This is a genomic window from Pseudarthrobacter sp. TE9888 (assembly GCF_056279345.1).
Map to the genome: position 1 here is coordinate 2,120,496 of NZ_JBWBRD010000002.1, position 17,005 is coordinate 2,137,500.

At 67.5% G+C, this 17,005-nt stretch carries 16 protein-coding genes, 1 tRNA gene and 1 riboswitch; of the genes, 10 read left to right on the forward strand and 7 right to left on the reverse strand.

From position 1 onward, the window contains the following. The first annotated feature begins 57 nt into the window (after nucleotides 1-57). Nucleotides 58-798: an SRPBCC family protein gene (locus ACZ9J7_RS10580; protein WP_476209219.1), complete on the forward strand. Its 741-nt coding sequence runs from the start codon at nucleotides 58-60 to the stop codon at nucleotides 796-798. A 12-nt stretch (nucleotides 799-810) separates the two neighbouring features. On the opposite strand, the gene ACZ9J7_RS10585 is transcribed toward ACZ9J7_RS10580, so the two are convergent. Continuing rightward, entirely contained in the window at nucleotides 811-1,197 is a 387-nt protein-coding gene (locus ACZ9J7_RS10585) for a DUF7793 family protein (RefSeq protein WP_476209221.1), read from the reverse strand. Between the two features lie 146 nt (nucleotides 1,198-1,343). Between ACZ9J7_RS10585 and ACZ9J7_RS10590 the strand changes: the two genes are divergently transcribed. Next, nucleotides 1,344-1,880 carry a GNAT family N-acetyltransferase gene (locus tag ACZ9J7_RS10590; RefSeq protein ID WP_476209222.1) on the forward strand — a complete coding sequence of 179 codons (537 nt, stop codon included), beginning with the start codon at nucleotides 1,344-1,346 and terminating at the stop codon, nucleotides 1,878-1,880. Between the two features lie 144 nt (nucleotides 1,881-2,024). Beyond that, nucleotides 2,025-3,059 carry a zinc-binding dehydrogenase gene (locus ACZ9J7_RS10595; RefSeq protein ID WP_476209224.1) on the forward strand — a complete coding sequence of 345 codons (1,035 nt, stop codon included), beginning with the start codon at nucleotides 2,025-2,027 and terminating at the stop codon, nucleotides 3,057-3,059. A gap of 114 nt (nucleotides 3,060-3,173) precedes the next feature. On the opposite strand, the gene ACZ9J7_RS10600 is transcribed toward ACZ9J7_RS10595, so the two are convergent. Next, nucleotides 3,174-3,263 (reverse strand) — tRNA-Ser (locus tag ACZ9J7_RS10600). Between the two features lie 108 nt (nucleotides 3,264-3,371). Between ACZ9J7_RS10600 and ACZ9J7_RS10605 the strand changes: the two genes are divergently transcribed. The 4 genes from ACZ9J7_RS10605 to ACZ9J7_RS10620 all read left to right on the forward strand — a co-directional run bounded on the left by ACZ9J7_RS10605 (nucleotide 3,372) and on the right by ACZ9J7_RS10620 (nucleotide 7,476). Beyond that, nucleotides 3,372-4,838 carry an HNH endonuclease signature motif containing protein gene (locus tag ACZ9J7_RS10605; protein WP_476209226.1) on the forward strand — a complete coding sequence of 489 codons (1,467 nt, stop codon included), beginning with the start codon at nucleotides 3,372-3,374 and terminating at the stop codon, nucleotides 4,836-4,838. A 128-nt stretch (nucleotides 4,839-4,966) separates the two neighbouring features. Beyond that, nucleotides 4,967-6,007, forward strand: a complete 1,041-nt coding sequence (locus ACZ9J7_RS10610) for a zinc-dependent alcohol dehydrogenase (RefSeq protein WP_476209228.1) — start codon at nucleotides 4,967-4,969, stop codon at nucleotides 6,005-6,007. 3 nt (nucleotides 6,008-6,010) lie between these two features. Next, a complete protein-coding gene (locus tag ACZ9J7_RS10615; protein ID WP_476209230.1) occupies nucleotides 6,011-6,406 on the forward strand; it encodes a 6-pyruvoyl trahydropterin synthase family protein in 396 nt (131 codons plus the stop codon). A 2-nt stretch (nucleotides 6,407-6,408) separates the two neighbouring features. Then, nucleotides 6,409-7,476, forward strand: coding sequence for a glycosyltransferase family 4 protein (locus ACZ9J7_RS10620; protein ID WP_476209232.1), 1,068 nt, complete (start codon nucleotides 6,409-6,411; stop codon nucleotides 7,474-7,476). Between the two features lie 32 nt (nucleotides 7,477-7,508). Here the strand turns inward: ACZ9J7_RS10620 and ACZ9J7_RS10625 are convergent, their stop codons facing one another. After that, complete coding sequence (locus ACZ9J7_RS10625; RefSeq protein WP_476209234.1) at nucleotides 7,509-8,024, reverse strand: nucleoside deaminase; 516 nt, start codon at nucleotides 8,022-8,024, stop codon at nucleotides 7,509-7,511. 55 nt (nucleotides 8,025-8,079) lie between these two features. On the opposite strand from ACZ9J7_RS10625, the gene ACZ9J7_RS10630 reads away from it, so the two are divergent. The 3 genes from ACZ9J7_RS10630 to ACZ9J7_RS10640 all read left to right on the forward strand — a co-directional run bounded on the left by ACZ9J7_RS10630 (nucleotide 8,080) and on the right by ACZ9J7_RS10640 (nucleotide 10,061). Continuing rightward, nucleotides 8,080-8,904, forward strand: coding sequence for a phosphatase PAP2 family protein (locus tag ACZ9J7_RS10630; protein WP_476209236.1), 825 nt, complete (start codon nucleotides 8,080-8,082; stop codon nucleotides 8,902-8,904). Between the two features lie 12 nt (nucleotides 8,905-8,916). Further along, complete coding sequence (upp, locus tag ACZ9J7_RS10635) at nucleotides 8,917-9,552, forward strand: uracil phosphoribosyltransferase (RefSeq protein WP_476209238.1); 636 nt, start codon at nucleotides 8,917-8,919, stop codon at nucleotides 9,550-9,552. Between the two features lie 104 nt (nucleotides 9,553-9,656). Next, entirely contained in the window at nucleotides 9,657-10,061 is a 405-nt protein-coding gene (locus ACZ9J7_RS10640) for a VOC family protein (RefSeq protein WP_476209240.1), read from the forward strand. A gap of 176 nt (nucleotides 10,062-10,237) precedes the next feature. Here the strand turns inward: ACZ9J7_RS10640 and ACZ9J7_RS10645 are convergent, their stop codons facing one another. The 4 genes from ACZ9J7_RS10645 to ACZ9J7_RS10660 form a co-directional block, all read right to left on the reverse strand. Continuing rightward, nucleotides 10,238-10,948 carry an aggregation-promoting factor C-terminal-like domain-containing protein gene (locus ACZ9J7_RS10645; protein ID WP_476209242.1) on the reverse strand — a complete coding sequence of 237 codons (711 nt, stop codon included), beginning with the start codon at nucleotides 10,946-10,948 and terminating at the stop codon, nucleotides 10,238-10,240. Between the two features lie 5 nt (nucleotides 10,949-10,953). Further along, nucleotides 10,954-11,117, reverse strand: a riboswitch (cyclic di-AMP (ydaO/yuaA leader). A 197-nt stretch (nucleotides 11,118-11,314) separates the two neighbouring features. Then, nucleotides 11,315-13,468: an ArnT family glycosyltransferase gene (locus ACZ9J7_RS10650; protein WP_476209244.1), complete on the reverse strand. Its 2,154-nt coding sequence runs from the start codon at nucleotides 13,466-13,468 to the stop codon at nucleotides 11,315-11,317. A 6-nt stretch (nucleotides 13,469-13,474) separates the two neighbouring features. Next, entirely contained in the window at nucleotides 13,475-15,574 is a 2,100-nt protein-coding gene (locus ACZ9J7_RS10655; protein ID WP_476209245.1) for a glycosyltransferase family 39 protein, read from the reverse strand. Then, entirely contained in the window at nucleotides 15,571-16,977 is a 1,407-nt protein-coding gene (locus tag ACZ9J7_RS10660) for a bifunctional glycosyltransferase family 2/GtrA family protein (RefSeq protein WP_476209247.1), read from the reverse strand. Before ACZ9J7_RS10660 ends, ACZ9J7_RS10655 begins: the two co-directional genes overlap by 4 nt. Nucleotides 16,978-17,005: the final 28 nt, after the last annotated feature.

A 17,005-nucleotide genomic window follows, 5' to 3' on the forward strand; every position in this document is an offset into this window, starting at 1 on the left:
CCTCGGGGCGTTTGTTCGTAGCCTCGAGGCATCCCCAGAGCCAGCAGGAGGAGTGCCATGGACCGCGCGACGTCGCATTTCGTTGCACTGGCTGGTCCTGGCTCCGGGCATCCGTCGAGGCGCAAGTTCCGCCGGTTTGGCGGCGTCCTAGCAGCCGCCGCCACCGGTGCGTTCACCCATGGTCTCCTGCCCCGTGCACTGGGGTCATGGGGGACAACGGAGCCGGAGCGTTCCATGGCCCTTCCAGGCGACGAGCTGATACCCCGTCCGGATGAGGTGCAGACCATGGCGGTAACTGTCTCCGCCCGTCCGGACGAAGTCTGGCCATGGCTGGTGCAGATGGGGGTGGACCGTGCGGGCCTCTACTCCTACACCTGGGTGGAAAACGGGTTGCTCCGCCTGAACGTCAGCAATGCGGACCGAGTGCATCCAGAGTGGCAGGACCTGAAGGTGGACGACATCATCGCCTTCACACCTGTTGGTTACCCGGGCGGCCAGCGCGGGCCGCGTGTAGTGGAGATTCAAAGCGGGAGCCACCTGGTTCTCGATTCAAGCCCCGGCGCGCCACCCGGGACTGTCACGGGGACGTGGCAGTTCGTGCTCCGCGATGCCGGCGACGCGGGGACCAGGCTGCTGCTCCGGACGCTGACGGGACCTGGACGGCCACTCAGTCTTCGCGTGACGGATTTCCTGCTTCGGCCTGGCTACCTTGTCATGGACCGCGCCATGCTGCTTGGTATTAAGAAGCGCGCCGAAGGCCACGCGCGAAGGAAGCCGCCGCCGTCGGCACTGCTCTGACCGCAGCGGCCCTCAATGCTCCGCTTGGGCGGCCCTACCCGGCATCCCGGTTGGGGCGGCCTGCTCCGACAGCCAATGCATGGCCTCGCTCCGGTCCGTGAAGTACGCCGTGGGAGTCAACGACCGCTGGGAAAATGCGGCCACCACTTTGCCCATGGGTCCGTCCCCGACCAGGGCGACGGCGGAAAACCCGCGGTAGGCGTTCATGCCGGCCCTGGCCTCCGGCGTCAGCCCGGCAACTCCCGCGAGATCCACCAGAAGGGGCAGCATCAGGCCGGCGCTGATCCCTTCCAGGACCCGGGCAGCCCGCACCGCAAGGTCGTACGTTATATGGACGTCGGGGTTCCACTCCAACTGCAGCACGCCCCTATCGCAAGAGGCAGCAAAGTATTCGTTCATTCCCGTCCTGGATTCTCGTTTAGCGCTTGCTTTCCAGACACCTGACTAGTTGAGCCTTATTCTGCCTGATGGCTGTGACAATCGGTCCACCGGCGGTGATACCTGACGTGGGTGCTGTCCGCATCGCTGCTGTGTAGTTTTGACCAGTGGACTTTTCCCTCGAACTCGCTGATGGCATCCTCCTTCGTCCCGTCCGGGTTGGGGACGCGGGCCCGCTCGCTGCCGCCTTCCAAGCGAACCGGTCCCACCTTGCACCCTGGGAGCCGGTCAGGGCGGAGGAGTTCTACACGGTAGAAGGCCAGCGCGAGGTGATCAGGAGAAGGCAAGCCGATCTGGAAGCAGGGGCGGCACTGTCCATGGTGTTGTGCAGTGATGAAGGCATCCAGGGCCTCCTGACGCTGAGCTCGATCGTCCGGGGTGCCTTCCAGAACGCCCACGTCGGCTATTGGATCTCCCAGGCTTTCCAGGGCAGGGGACTCATGACGGCGGCAGTGGCCTCGGCCGTGGACATTGCGAAAAATGGCCTCGGGCTCCACCGACTCGAAGCAGCCACTCTGGTGCACAACGCTGCCTCGCAACGGGTGCTGGAAAAGAACGGCTTTGAGGCCTACGGTACGGCGCGCGCATACCTGCGGATAGCTGGCCGGTGGCAGGACCACCGCATGTACCAGCGGCTTCTCTGACTGCCACGAAATCTCTGACCTCAGGCTCCGCCCGTCCGCTGGGCAGCACCTGGGCGGCTTTTTATCGCGGCGACGCCACGTGCGAAGATGTCGGCCAGACCCGCGAACGGATGTGAACGGGCGACGTCGATGAGTGGAGGCCATGTGCGCGCAATTGTCTTGGACCAAATAGCAGGGCCGCTGGCCGTCCGTGAGGTTGGGGAGCCGCAGGTGCCGGCGGGCGGCGTTGTCATCCGTGTGGTCGCCACCGGACTGTGCCGCAGCGACTGGCATGCCTGGGCCGGTCACGACGATATAGCGCTGCCGCACGTCCCGGGCCACGAGTTCGCCGGTGTAGTGGTCAGTGTCGGTCCGGGCGTTACGAAGTGGAGGGCCGGCGACCGCGTCACCGCCCCCTTCGTGGAAGGATGTGGCGCCTGCGAGTGGTGCCTGGCCGGCAATGCCCAGGTTTGCCCTCAGCAGCAACAGCCCGGCTTCACGCACTGGGGTTCCTTCGCCGAGCAGGTAGTAATCCACGCTGCTGACACCAACCTCGTGGCCGTTCCCGACGGCGTCAGCTTCGAAGCGGCCGCCAGCCTGGGCTGCCGGTTTGCCACCGCTTACCGGGCTCTGACCGGACGGGCCGCCCTCAATGCCGATGAATGGGTCACCGTCATTGGGGCAGGCGGCGTCGGGCTCAGCACCGTCATGATCGCCAAGGCGCTCGGAGCCAAGGTCATTGCCGTCGACCGGAACCAGGCTGCCCTCGAGGTTGCGGCGTCCCTCGGCGCGGACCACGTTGTGGCTGCTGACGGGTCAGACATTCCGGCGCAGGTGCACGCGCTGACCGGAGGAAGCCATGTCGCCATCGACGCCGTCGGCAGTGAGCAGACCTGCGCGGATGCGCTCCTGAGCCTGCGCCGCCGGGGCCGGCACGTCCAAATCGGGCTCCTGCCGCCGGTGGAAGGCCACCCCCGCGTGCCCATGGCCCGCGTGATCGCCTGGGAACTGGACGTCTTTGGAAGCCACGGAATGGCCGCAGCGGACTACCCCGGCATGCTCGCGCTCATCGAGTCTGGGGCACTTGAACCGCAGAAGTTGATCGAACGCGTCATCGGGCTGGAGGAGGCTGCCGAAACGCTGCCCCGGCTGGATACTGCCAACCTTGCGGGCATGACGATGATCGATCCGACCCGCTGACTCATCCGGCCCGGACCGGGCGGTAGCGCTCTTCGTGGGGTCACCCTGAGCAACTTTTCACTGAAATGAAGAAAGGCCCCGCTTCCCTTGCAAGGGAAGCGGGGCCTTTCTATCTGGCGGTGACGGTGGGATTTGAACCCACGTTGGCTTTTACACCAAACAACATTTCGAGTGTTGCACCTTCGGCCGCTCGGACACGTCACCAACCTCAATAGGGTACCGGAGCAAGGGCTGCATCCCCAAAACGGCGCCACCAAGGCCGTGCTGGTGCTGCCGGGGTTGATTGTCGTACCCCTTTGCCAAGATGGGGTTATGGGGATGGCAGCGGTGGTGAAGGCGTTCGGGGAGATCCGTGCTGCCCTTGCCGTGCTGGATGCTGAGGTGGACGGTGCCGGTGCGGAGGCTTTTTCTGCGGCTGATCCGTTGGCTGGGTTGGCGGATGGTTGCCTGGAGATTCTGGCCGGGTCCCGGGAGGCCGAGGCCGGGATCGCTGCGGTGAAGGCGAGGGCGGCGGTCAAATACGCGGAGAGCGCCGCTGCTGTTGCGGGGTCGGGTGTGCCGGTGCGTGCGCAGGAGATGGCGGTCGCGGCGGAGATCGGGTGTGTGCTGGCCTTGGGTCCTCGGGCGGCCTCATCGTTCCTGGTCACCTCGCACGCGGTCACGGCGACGTTGCCGCGGACGTTGGAGGCTTTGCAGGCCGGGGTGATCTCTTGGCAGCACGCGGTGGTGATGGCGGACGAGACGGCGTGTCTTGATGTTGATGGGGTGGCATCGTTGGAGGCCCATTTTTTGGATCCGGAGGCCCCGGACCGGGCGCGGGGGTGTCCGGTCGGGCAGTTGCCGGCGCACCGGTTCAGGGTCAAGGCCAGGACGTGGCGGGAACGCCACCAGGCCGGGTTCATCGAGAAACGCCATGCCAAGGGGGTGGCTGATCGGCGGGTGGAGTTCCGGCCGGACCAGGACGGGATGGCGTGGCTGTCCGCGTACCTTCCCGCGGACCAGGCGTTGGCCGGGTGGAACCGGCTCACCGTGGCCGCCAGGGGCATGCAGGGACCCGGCGAGGGCAGGACCCTGACCCAGCTCCGGGCCGACACCTTCGCCGGTGCGATCCTTGGCAGCGGCATGGCTGGCGGTGACACCGCGGTCTCGGGCAGTGCTTCCGAAGCTGCCGGTGGCGACGGTTTGGGCCACAGGGGTTTGCCACCGTCGATCCGTGCGCAGGTGTTGGTGACGGTGCCGGTGTTCGCCTTGCTGGGCCTGACCGATGAGCCGGCGTTACTGGATGGGTATGGGCCTGTCCCGCCGTCGATGGCCAGGGAGCTGGTCGCAAAGGGGGCGGGGTCGTTCTACCGGGTGCTGGTGGATCCTCGGGACGGGGCGCCGTTGGAGATCGGCCGGACGAGTTACCGGGTGACGGGGGCGATGCGGTCCTGGTTGAGGATGCGGGATGGGAAGTGTCCGTTCCCTGGGTGCAGCAATAACTCCCTGGATAACGATGCGGACCACATCCTCGCCTGGGCCAAGGGTGGCACCACCGGGATCAGCAACCTGGGACAGCCCTGCCCCAAACACCACAAACTCCGCCACACCACCGGCTGGAAACCCACCCCGGCCACCAAGAACGAGCCACCAGGCTGGACCTCACCATCGGGCCGCCACTACCCGAGCGAACACCAGGACTGGGAACCACCACGCTGGCCGGACGGATTTCTGCAAGATGAAAGGTTCCTGCCGGGTGGGCAAATCATGCCAAGCAAAGAGATGGTCCTAAAGAACTGAGCCTTGCCAAACAGCGCAGCCTCCTCGAGGAAGTGCTCCTCCAACACCTTGTCTCGTGAAGCGGTAGACCCCGCCACGCGCCGTCGGACTTTCCTGTCGCCGCGCGTCCGGTTAGATTCGTCAGCAAGATGACAAATTCACAGACTCCGATCCACGCAACCGCATACTGGACCACCGCGAAGGAACATGGCGAGCTCAGGGGCGAGGACGTACCCGCCCCGGGACCCGGTGAAGCGCTGGTCCGTACCCTCTACTCCGGCATCAGCAAGGGCACCGAAATGGTGGTCCATGCCGGGGCGGTGCCACCGCGGGTAGCGGAGGAAATGCGGGCCCCGCACCAGGAAGGCCAGTTTCCCGGGCCAGTGAAATTCGGTTACTTGTCGGTCGGAATCGTGGAGGAAGGGCCAGAGGGGTGGAAGGGCCAGCGCGTGTTCTGCCTCAACCCGCACCAGGACCTCTACGTGGTCCCGGTGGAATCCCTGACCAGGATTCCCGACGACGTTCCCTCCCGGCGCGCGGTCCTCACCGGGACAGTGGAAACGGCGGTCAATGCCCTGTGGGAAGCCGGGCCAAGGCTGGGGGACAGGATCGCCGTCGTCGGTGCCGGGCTGGTGGGCGGCATGGTCGCCACGCTCCTGCGCACCTTCCCGCTGCAACGGCTGCAGCTTGTGGACCTGGACGCGGGAAGGAAGCAGCTCGCGGACGCCCTGGGGGTGGACTTCGCACACCCCGACGACGCCCTGGCCGACTCCGACATCGTGTTCCACTGCTCGGCCTCCCAGGAGGGCCTGGAACGCAGCCTGCAGTTGGCCGGCGATGAGGGCGACGTGATCGAAATGTCCTGGTACGCCAACCGGGAAGTCACTGTGCCGCTGGGGGAGGACTTCCATGCCCGGCGACTGTCCATCCGGGCCAGCCAGGTTGGTACCGTGGCCCGGGCCCGGCGCCACCGCCGCACCAATGCCGACCGCCTGGACCTGGCAGTTTCGCTGCTCAAAGACCCCGTCTTCGACGCCTTCCTGACCGGTTCCTCCCGGTTCGAAGACCTGCCCGGCGTCGTCCAAAGCCTGGCGGACGGCACCCTGGAAGCCCTGTGCCACGTCGTCGAATACCCGGCCCCAAAGCAAGCACCCAGCCCCGCCGCCCACGATTCCGAAAACTTGAGGTAACCCATGTTCAGCCTTACTGTCCGCCGCCATTTCATGATCGCCCACAGCCTCCCCCGAAAAGCCTTCGGACCTGCCCAGGGACTCCACGGGGCAACCTTCGTTGCCGAGGTGACCTTCCGCCGCCGCGCACTGAACGATGACGCAATCGTCCTCGATATCGGCGCCGCCGGAACCATCATCGAGGAAGTGCTTGCCGGCCTGAACTACAAAAACCTGGACGAGCATCCGGACTTCGAAGGCCAGCTCAGCACCACGGAGGCGCTGGCCGAGTACATCGCAAAAAAAGTTGCCACCCGGATCAAGGACAGCGACGACGGCCGCGAGCTTGCCGGCCTCGATGTCACCCTGCGCGAGAACCCGGATGCGTGGGCCTCCTATTCCCTGGACCTCACTGCCTGACAATGCGCCACATCCGCCTGCTCGTGCCCGGCAATATCCGCCACAGCTCGGGCGGCAACGTCTATAACGCACACCTGGTTGCTGGGTTGCGGGGGCGCGGCGCGTCGGTGGACGTCATCAGCGTTGAGGGGGACTGGCCGCTTGCCGGCACAACCGAGCGACGCCGGCTCGGGGACCTTCTCGGGGAAAACGTCCGTCCTGCAGTGGTGCTCGTCGACGGGCTGGTGGCCGTTGGTGCGCCCGCTGAACTGGAAGCCGCGGCCCGGGCAGGGCAGGACACATGGGTCCTGGTGCATATGCCGGTACCGGAAGGTTCCGGTGCCTTGGCGCTGGACCATGAAGCCAGGGCTCTCCTGGCAGCAACGGGGGTGATCTGCACCAGCACCTGGGCGGCAACTGTACTTGCGCAGAGAGGGTACGGGCAGGGGCATGTTGCACTGCCCGGAGTGGACCCCGCAGCCCAGGCCGGCGGTTCCACGCCCCCGCACTTGGCGGTGGTGGCCGCCTTGCTGCCCAACAAGGACCAGCTGCTGGCCGTGCAAGCACTCGCCCAAATCCAGGATCTGCCCTGGACTGCCTCCCTGGTGGGCTCGGACCAGGCAGACCCCAACTATGCACGCGAAGTCCGGGCTGCCATCACGGAGAACGGGCTGCAGGAACGGGTCCGGCTCACCGGCGAGCTGGCCGGTGAAACGCTGGAAGCTGAATGGGCGCAGACCGACCTCACCCTCTTGCTGTCCCGGGCGGAGGCATTCGGAATGGTGGTCACCGAGTCCTTGGCCCACGGCATCCCCGTGATTGTCCGGGAAGGGACAGGGGCAGTGGAGGCGCTGGGGCTGGCAGGATTATCAGCGGCCGACGGCGGCCCCCGCCTTCCCGGGGCAGTGCTGCCACTCCCGGAAGGCGGGCACGAGAGCCCGGGCCTGCTGGCCGAAGTCCTGCGCCACTGGCTTCAGGACCCGGACAAGAGCGAAAGCTGGCGCGCAACAGCGCTGGAAGCGCGGACGAGGCTTCCGGGCTGGAGCAGTACCGCCAGGGAGGTGCTGGTCCTGCTGGCGGGTCGCGACTGACAGCGGGTCTGGAGACCTAGCCGATTTCGGGACTAGTGCTGTTCGCTGTTGCTACGGTGTCCCGCGAAAAACTCCCGCAACAATAAGGCGCACTCTTCCTCGCGCACTCCCGGGTACACCTCAACCCAGTGGTTGAGCCGGCGTTCGCGGAGGATGTCGAACACCGAACCGGCAGCGCCGGCTTTTTCGTCCCAGGCCCCGAACACCACCCGCGGGATCCGGGCCAGGACGATCGCGCCGGCGCACATGGCGCAGGGTTCCAGCGTGACCACCAGCGTGCAATCGGACAACCGCCAGCCGTCGCCGCTGCTGCCGCCGAGCCGTGCCCGTTCCTGCAGCCGGGCCGCGGCTTCCCGGATGGCCACCACCTCGGCGTGGGCCGTGGGGTCGCCCAGTTCCTCCCGCTGGTTCCGGCCCGAACCCAGCACCCCGCCGTCGGGCCCCAGCACCACGGCGCCAATGGGAACATCCTCCGTGGCGAGTGCCCGGCGCGCTTCCGTCAACGCAAGGCCCATCCAGGCATGATGTTCTTTATCGGGCAACGGCATGGCTCAATGATAGTTTCGAGGATACTCAGGTTACTGACCGACGCCGGGAGGCACCATGGACACTCTTCGGGATCGCCTAGGTCTCTGGTTCAAGCCGTATGCGGCTCTGGTCCTCACCTTCCTCGTGGGCGGTGCGATCATCGTATCCCTGGCCTTGCTGGGCGCCGAGGTGTACGACAACGTGGTGGATTCCGCTGGCCTGGCCAACCTGGACAAGCCAGCCCTGGCCCTCTCAGAGAGCCTGCGCAGCCCCGGACTCGACGCTTTCGTTACCGGCTTCACCAATATCGGCGGCGGAATCGGAATGCCCATCCTCGCCAGCATCCTCACCGCCTGGCTGACCTTCCTCAGCCGGAACTGGCGGCCCCTCATCCTGATTGGCGGAGCAGCGGCCGTCTCCATCATGGCCACGACGTTCGGCAAGAAGCTGGTGGGCCGCACGCGCCCGGACCACGCGGATGCGGTACCCCCTTACGAGGATTCACCGTCTTTCCCCAGTGGCCACACCCTGAACACCACCGTGGTGATCAGCCTGGTGGTGTACCTGATCTGCCTCCAGTTCCAGGCCATGGTGGTCCGCGTCTCGGCCATCACGGCCGGCACGCTTTTCATCATCGCCATGGGGCTGAGCCGCGTCTTCCTCGGCCACCACTGGCTGACCGATGTCATGGCCGGGTGGCTGCTCGGCCTGACCTGGGTGGGCGTGGTCATTCTGGCGCACAGGTTGTTCCACTTGGTCCGCAGGCGGGAGCATGCCGGTGCGGCGCCGTCGTTCGACCGTCCAATCGTCCGCGACGTGGTGGCCGAGGAAGTGCACCATAGGGGCGACGGCGGCAGTGAGCACGCCCACGGCGGCCATAACAAGGACACCGCCGGATGATAGTTTTGGGGGATGCGTACTCTCGTTGTTGACCACCCCTTGGTCGCCCACAAGCTCACCGTCCTGCGGGACAAGAACACGCCGTCGCCGGTCTTCCGCCAGCTGACGGAAGAGCTGGTGACCCTGCTGGCCTACGAAGCCACGCGGGAGGTCCGCACCGAGCCCGTCACCATCGAGACACCCGTCAGCACCACCATCGGCACGGCGTTCACCAAGCCCACCCCGCTGGTGGTCCCCATCCTCCGGGCAGGCCTTGGCATGCTGGAGGGCATGACCAAGCTGGTCCCCACCGCCGAGGTGGGCTTCCTGGGCATGGCCCGGGATGAGGAAACGCTGGACATCATCACCTACGCCGAGCGCCTCCCCGAGGACCTGACCGGCCGGCAGGTGTTTGTCCTGGACCCCATGCTGGCCACCGGTGGCACGCTGCGCGAGGCCATCAAGTTCCTGTTCAAGCGGGGCGCTTCGGACGTCACTTGCATCTGCCTGCTCGCGGCTCCGGAGGGCCTGGCCAAGCTGGAGGAGGAACTCGGCGAAGCCAACGTGCACATCGTCCTGGCCTCCATCGATGAGAAGCTCAACGAGAAGTCCTACATCGTTCCCGGACTGGGCGACGCCGGCGACCGCCTCTACGGCATCGCCGGGTAGCCTCCCGCCTTTCAGGACGCGACCTGTCGGGATAAGGGCCATTTTCGACGGCCCCATTTGCGCTGGGCCTTTCCGGGCCGGTGTGCCGCCGCTAGCCTGTGCGGATGGACTGGAAACTTGAACTTGCCTTTGTCCCCGTCTCCGACGTTGACCGCGCCAAGGATTTCTACGTCAACAAGGTGGGCTTCAACGCCGACTACGACGAGCGGCCCTCGGACGACATCCGCTTCGTGCAGCTGACGCCGCCCGGTTCGGCCTGCTCCATCTGCATTGGCGAGGGATTGACGGACGCACCTCCCGGCACCGGAGCAAACCTGCAGCTGGTGGTCAGCGACATCACCGCGGCTCACGACTTTCTGAAGAACAACGGCGTGGATGTCAGTGACGTGGACGTCCAGGACTGGGGCCACTTCGTGTATTTCGCCGATCCGGACGGCAACAGGTGGTCTGTCCAGTACGTCCCGTGGCGTAACCCCGGGGCAGGCACGGCGCAGAGCCCTGCACCTTAAACCACTGCGGGCCGCATCCCTCGGGATGCGGCCCGCAGTCTAGGCGGTATTCCCTGCCGGGCCCCACTCCAAGGCGTACGACGGCGGGGGCCGGGACGCGTCGTCGGGCGGCCGTCAAGGCTGGAAAGGCTCAGCTGAAGGTGCCGCTTCGTCGCGTTGCGGCAGGGGAGTGGTGCCTAGTACCAGTTGTGCGCCAGGTGGAAGCTCAGTGCGCCGCAGGGGGACTGGTAGCTCTTCTTGATGTAATCCAGGCCCCAGTTGATCTGGGTGCGGTAGTTGGTGAGGTAGTCCGCGCCCGAGCTGGCCATCTTCTCGGCCGGAAGGGACTGGACGATTCCGTACGCCCCGCTGCTGGGATTGGTGGCCGTGGTGGTCCAGTCGGATTCCTTGGTCCACAGGGTCTGCAGGCACTGCATCTGGTCCGGTCCCCAGCCGAATGTGGCCAGTTGGCCGGCCGCGTAGGCCTGGGCGCCAGCAGGATCGTTGACCGCGACGGCAGGTGCAGGCTCAGGTGCGGGGGCAGGGGCGGGCGCCGGTGCGGGAGCAGGCGCAGGGGCTGCCGGTGCGGGAGCCGCTGGCGCTGCTGCCGGAGCCGGTTCAGCCGCCTGCGGCGCTACGCTGATGGCTGCGGGAGCGGGGCTCTCCACCGGGTTGGAGCGGATTTCGCTCTTCTCGATGCTCATTTGGGCGTCAGCTGCTGCCGTGTTTGACTGGGTGGACGACGCCGGGGCCATGCTGCTGGTGGCCTGTCCGGCCGCGCCTACCCCCACCAGCACCGCGCACGATGCCGCAAGAACTGCGGCGCGCTGGCCGAGGGTGGTCTTCTTGGCCTGCTGCTTGGCCCTGTGTTTAGCGTGCAGGCATGATTCTGCCGTGTTTTTGGACATGATTGATCGCCTCTCACACCTGCGGAGTTAGCTGTCGGGTTCGGATGAGGGCATCCGGCCGTACGGAATGAAAATCACGTACTGGCTTAACCCCAAGGGCAGTTATTGCCCGGGACGGTGGGTCCCCCGCCTCTGCCGTTGCTCAATCGGAATCCGGGGAAGCGGCAGAGCTTGGCGTCAACCCGGGATATGCGGTCCGAACGGGGACCGCACCCAATCGACGGTACAGGAAGATTAAGCGGAAGTCACGTTTAGGTAACGGAAGTCACGGATCCAGCGCGTCGGTTTGCGGCAGCGCGAACGGAGGAGTGATGGCCTGAGGCAGTCCGGCCCGCAGGGACTTCCGGCCCGGGCCGGACTGCTTCGCTACTGGCCAGACAGGGCGTACACCGTGGTGCCGCCGATGCTCTGCGCCTGGAAATTGGCTGCCACCCACTCAGTAATCCGGGTTGCCTCATCCGAGCCGCTGGAGGAACGCATGGTTCCGCCCGCGATGAAGAAATGGATCCTTCCCTGGGACACCAGCTCCTGGAACTGCGCCAGCGTGGGGGAGGGGTCGGTGCCGTTGAAGCCGCCCACCGCCATGACCGGAAGTTCGGTCGCCAGTTGGTAACCGGCGGCGTTGTTGGAACCCACCACGGCCGCGGCCCAGGTGTAGCTTGACGCCCCGGCCTGGAGCGCGGTGACCAGGTCGGCCGACGGCGTGGGGGCACCCAGGAGCCCGCCCATGCCTCCGCTGCGGTTCCCGGCAAACCCCGTGCCGCCTTGGGTGCCTTGCTGCCGGAAGCCTTGTCCTCGAGTGCCTTGTCCCGGTGTGCCTTGGGCCGCGTTGCCCGTGCTCCCGGTGCCACTGGGGCCGAATCCGTTCCGGTTGCCCCCGGCGCCACCGGGTGCGCCGCCCGGCCCCGCACCGAACCCTGTCGTGGGTCCTGCGCTGACGATTGCCCCGCTGTGCGCCGCCGACGCCGTGGAGACGGAGTAGGCCAGCGGCCCGGCGAGCGACGCAGCAACGGCCAGCGCCGCCGTCGTCCGCAGCAGGGAGCGGCGGCCCAGGAACCGGTTGAGGCCCACTCCGGCCGCCGCGGCCAGGCCTGCTGCCAGCACCAGCCAGCGCAGCCACGGACCGTAGGCCGATGTGGTGCCCAGCAGCGAAAACGCCGTCAGGGCGGCCGCTGCCACCGCCGCCGCGAGCAGGATTGCAGCAGCCGGCTGCTGCCTGTGCTGCCACAGGAGGACAGCGCCCAGGCCGGTAAGCCCCGCAATTCCCGGCGCCAGCGCCACCGCGTAGTAGGGGTGGATGATGCCGGCCATGAAGCTGAACACCAGGCCCGTCACCAGGACCCACGAGCCCCAGGCCACCACCGACGCACGCACCGGATCCGTCCGCGGTGCCCGCCGGCACACCCACAGCAGGCCCGCCGCAAGGATCAGGGCGGAGGGAAGCAGCCACGCTATCTGGCCCCCGAACTCGCTGTTGAACATCCGGAACAGGCCGGGGACGCCCCACCCGTTGCCGCCGCCCACACTGCCCGTCTCGTCGCCCGTCAGCCGCCCCAGCCCGTTGTAGCCAAGGGTGAGCTCCAGGATGGAGTTGTCCTGCGACCCGCCAATGTAGGGCCGCATGCCGGCAGGCGTCAGCTCCACGGCCGCGAGCCACCAGCCCGCGGAAACCACCATCGCTGCCCCCGCCGCCGCCAGCCCCAGGAGGCGCCGGCCCAGCCTGCCCGGCGCCGCGACCAGGTAGGCCACGGCGAACCCGGGAACCACCAGCAGGACCTGCAGTTGCTTGGCCAGGAAGCCGAAGCCCAGGAACACGCCGGCCAGCAGGAGCCAGCGCAACCGGCCCTCCTGGATTGCACGGAGGACCCCGTACGCGGCGGCAGTCATGAGCAGCACCAGCAGGGCGTCCGGGTTGTTGAACCGGAACATCAGCGTGGCAACCGGCGTGAGGGCGAGGACGGCAGCGCCCAGCAACCCGGCCCTGTGGGCGAGGGCGGCGTTACCCGTGGCGTGCGCCGCTGCCCGGCGCACAGCAAGGTGGAGCAGCCAGGCGGCCCCGACCCCCATCAGCGCTTGCGGGACCAGGATGCTCCACGGGCTTAAACCGAAGATCCGGACGGACAGCCCCATGATCCACAACGAGGCCGGCGGCTTGTCCACCGTGATTGAGTTGGCGGCGTCCGAGGAACCGAAGAACCACGCGGTCCAGTCCTGCGATCCCGCCTGGGCCGCGGCGGAATAGAACGCGTTGGCCCAGCCTGATGCGCCGAGGTTCCAGAGGTACAGCACGGCCGTTCCTGCCAGTACCGCCGCCAGTTCCAGGTGCCGGCGGAGGGCCAAGGGATCCCGTGGAAGCCGGCCGGACTGTGTTCCGCCGTCCCCGGAAGTCCGGGCTCCGGCCTTCCGGTCTTCGGCTGCGCGTGCTTCGGTTGCGCGGTCTTCGGCTGCGCGTGCCCCGGAGGGCCGCTCAACGCCGGCCGCGGTTCGTGGGTACGGCGGGGTCCCGTAGTGGCTGGCCATGGCGTGCTACTCCGCCAGGCGGTAGACAGTGGAGTTGCCCACGGTCTGTGCCTGGAAGTTCGCCTCTACCCAGGCGGCCACCTCGGAGTTGCCCCCGCGGCCGCCCATGCCGCCTCCGCCCATGCCGCCGCCCTGGATGTAGTATCCGATCTCGCCCTTGGACACCATGTCCTGGAACTCGGCGAGCGTGGGGTACGGATCCCCGCCGTTCCAGCCGCCCAGCGCGATGACGTTGGTGTTCGTTGCCAATTCCAGGCCGGCTGCCTGGCTGGCGCCCGAGACGATGGCGGACCATTTCGTGGTGGTGGAGGAGAGCAGCGTGGTCACGGCGGCGTCGGCGGTACCTTCACCGCCGGGGCCACCGGCTGAACCACCAATTCCATCCGCGGGGTCAAAGCCGTTCGCCGGGTCGAACCCGTCACCGCCGGAGGCGGCCCCGTCAGTTCCGGCGTTCGCGTCCGTGCGGTCGGTGCGGTCGCCGCGGAAGCCCGCGGCCCGGTTCCCAAAGCTGCCTGCCGACGAACCTGCGGGCCCCGACGTCGGAATGGAGCCCGAGTGTGCGGAAGCCGCGGTGGCCAGGGTCCAGGCAGTTGTGCCGAGGCCGCCGGCGAGCAGGGATACGGCGACGACGGCGGCCGCCCCTGCACGCCGGAACCGTCCGCCGGCCCCCAGTGCGTCGAGGCGGAGCAGGATCCCGGCAGCTGCCAGGACACCGAGGACGATCACGGCGATGCGCAGCCAGGGGAGCCACGCGGCGTCCCGGCCCAGGAGTACGGCGGACCAGAGGGACGTGCCCAGGACCGTCACGGCCAGCACCGTCCGGGCCGGCCAGTAGGCGCGGCCCCGCCAAAGTTCCACGGCACCTATGCCAACCAGGGCGGCGATCGCCGGGGCGAGCGCCACGGAGTAGTAGGGGTGGACGATGCCGCTCATGAAGCTGAAGACTCCGGCGGTGACCAGCAGCCAGCCGCCCCACATGATCAGTGCTGCCCGGCTACGAGAGGTGCGCGCTTCACGCCGCGTGAACCACAGGCCGGCCACCAGCAGGACCAGGGCCGCGGGCAACAGCCACGACACTTCGCCGCCAAAGCTGGTCCCGAACATCCGGAGCAGGCCGGCGGCTCCGCCGAATCCGCCGTTCGCTCCGCCGAAGCCCCCTGGTCCGCCGGCCGCTCCTCCTGCGCCGCCGCCGGGCATCCCTTCACCCGAACCAGTGATGCGGGCCAGCCCGTTGTAGCCGAAGGTCAGTTCCAGGAAGCTGTTGGTGGTGGAGCCGGCCATGTAAGGCCGGGCAGAGGCGGGCGTCAGCTGGAACAAGGCAACGTAGCTGCCAGCCACCACAACGATGCCGCCGAGTGCGCCCAGCAGGTGCACCACCCGGCGTCCCACCGGGGCCGGCGCCGCCCACAGGTAGGCCAGCGCCAGCGCCGGTACCACCAGGAACCCCTGCAGCATTTTGGTGAGGAACGCCAGGCCAATCACGGCGCCCGCCGCCACCAGCCACTTCCAGCCCGAGCGCTCGATGGCGCGGGTGGTGAAGTACGCCGCGAGCACCAGGCACAGGGTGAGCATGGCGTCCGGGTTGTTGAATTTGAACATCAGCGCAGCAACGGGCGTCAGGGCCAGGGCACCACCTGCCAGCAGGCCTGCCGCCGGCCCGGAAACCCTCTTGACCGCCAGGTAGAGGAAGCCGACGGCGGCCACGCCCATGAGCGCTTCGGGCACCAGCATGCTCAGGGAGGAGAAGCCGAAGATCCGGCCTGCCAGCGCCGGGATCCACAGCGCTGCGGGTGGTTTGTCAACGGTGATGGCATTGCCGGCGTCGAGCGAGCCGAAGAGGAAGGCGGTCCAGTCCTTGGTGCCGGCCTGGATGGCTGCGGCGTAAAACGAGTTGCCGTAGCCGGTTGCTGCCAGGTTCCACAAGTACAGGACGGCGGTGGCCAGCAGGAGCCCTGCGGCGGAAGGCCGTACCCAGCGCGGTTGGTTTCCGAACGCGTAGCACTTCCAGCGGGGCGCGGTCCCGCCGGCTGCCGGCTGCAGGTCCGGGCCGGCAGAAGGTGCTTGCATGCCGGCAGCCTGGCCGGCAGGAGAAATGGTGGAGGTCATGATGCTGCCGTTTCTGTGGAGGGGGTGGCTTCGGTGCCGGCTTCGGTGTTTTCGCCGGGCTCTTGTGCCGGAACGGTGGTACCGCCCGGGTCGCCCGTTTTCGCCCGCGGAGTCCGTTCCCGGAACACCCAGAGCCGGAACAGCAGGAACCGCACTGCCGTGGCCGCAAGGTTCGCCGCCACGACGGTGAGGACTTCCGCCCACCGGTCAGGCGTCGTCGTCCGGTGCACCAGGGCAAGTGCCCCCGAGGTCAGCACCAGGCCGATGCCGAACACGATCAGCCCCTCGAAATGGTGCCGGACCGGGTTGCCGCCCTGGATGCCGAACGTGAAGCGCCGGTTGGCTCCGGTGTTGGCCACGGCGGTGACCAGCAGGGCCAGGAAGTTTGCCAGCTGCGGATCCATGAAGCCGCGGCAAAACAGGAAGATCAGCAGGTAGGCAAGCGTTGAGGCGGCGCCGATGGCTGCGAACCGGACCAGCTGGCCGAAGAGGCTGCCGCGGCGGGTCTGTTCGTCGGCCCGCGACGACGCAGGGAGCGGCCCCCGCGCCAGGGCTGCGCGCAGTTCCGGGATCGGGATCCGGCCGTAGACCAGGTCGCGGGTGAGCCGTGCCATCCCACGGACGTCGGCCAGCGCCGTGCGGACCACGTCAACGCTGGAATCGGGATCGTCGATCCAGTCCACGGGGACTTCATGGACGCGGAGGCCGCAGCGTTCGGCCAGGACCAGCAGCTCGGTGTCGAAGAACCAGGAGTTGTCCACCGTGTAGGGGAGGATCTGCTGGGCGACATCGGCCCGGATGGCCTTGAACCCGCACTGGGCATCACTGAACCGGGCGGCCATCAGGGAATGGAGCATCAGGTTGTAGCTGCGCGAAATGAACTCACGCTTGGGTCCGCGGACAACCCGGGAGTTGCGGGTCAGGCGGGTGCCGATTGCCAAATCCGAGTGCCCGGAAATCAGGGGTGCCAGCAACGGGGGCAGCGCCGCCAGGTCGGTGGAAAGGTCCACGTCCATGTAGGCCAGGACCGGAGACGGGGAAGCCAGCCACACTTTCCGCAGCGCATTCCCGCGGCCCTTCTCATCAAGGTGGACCACCGCCACCTCCGGGAACTCACGGGCCAGCCGTTCGGCGATCTTCAGGGTCCCGTCCGTGCTGGCGTTGTCCGCCACGGTGATCCGGAAAGTATGCGGGAAGGTATCCAGCAGGTGCCCGTGGAGCCGGCGGAGGCATTCCTCGAGGTCGCGCTCCTCGTTGAAGACGGGGACGGTTACATCAAGGACGGGGACGGCGGTGCGCGTGTCCACGGGGGCGCGCCGTACGGCACGTCCCCGGGAAGGAAGGCCCGGCGGCGCCACCGCGGCGTCCTGCAGGGTTCCTGAAGCGGAGTCGGTGAGCGTCATGCATCAACAGTGGCTCCGCCGTATTTGT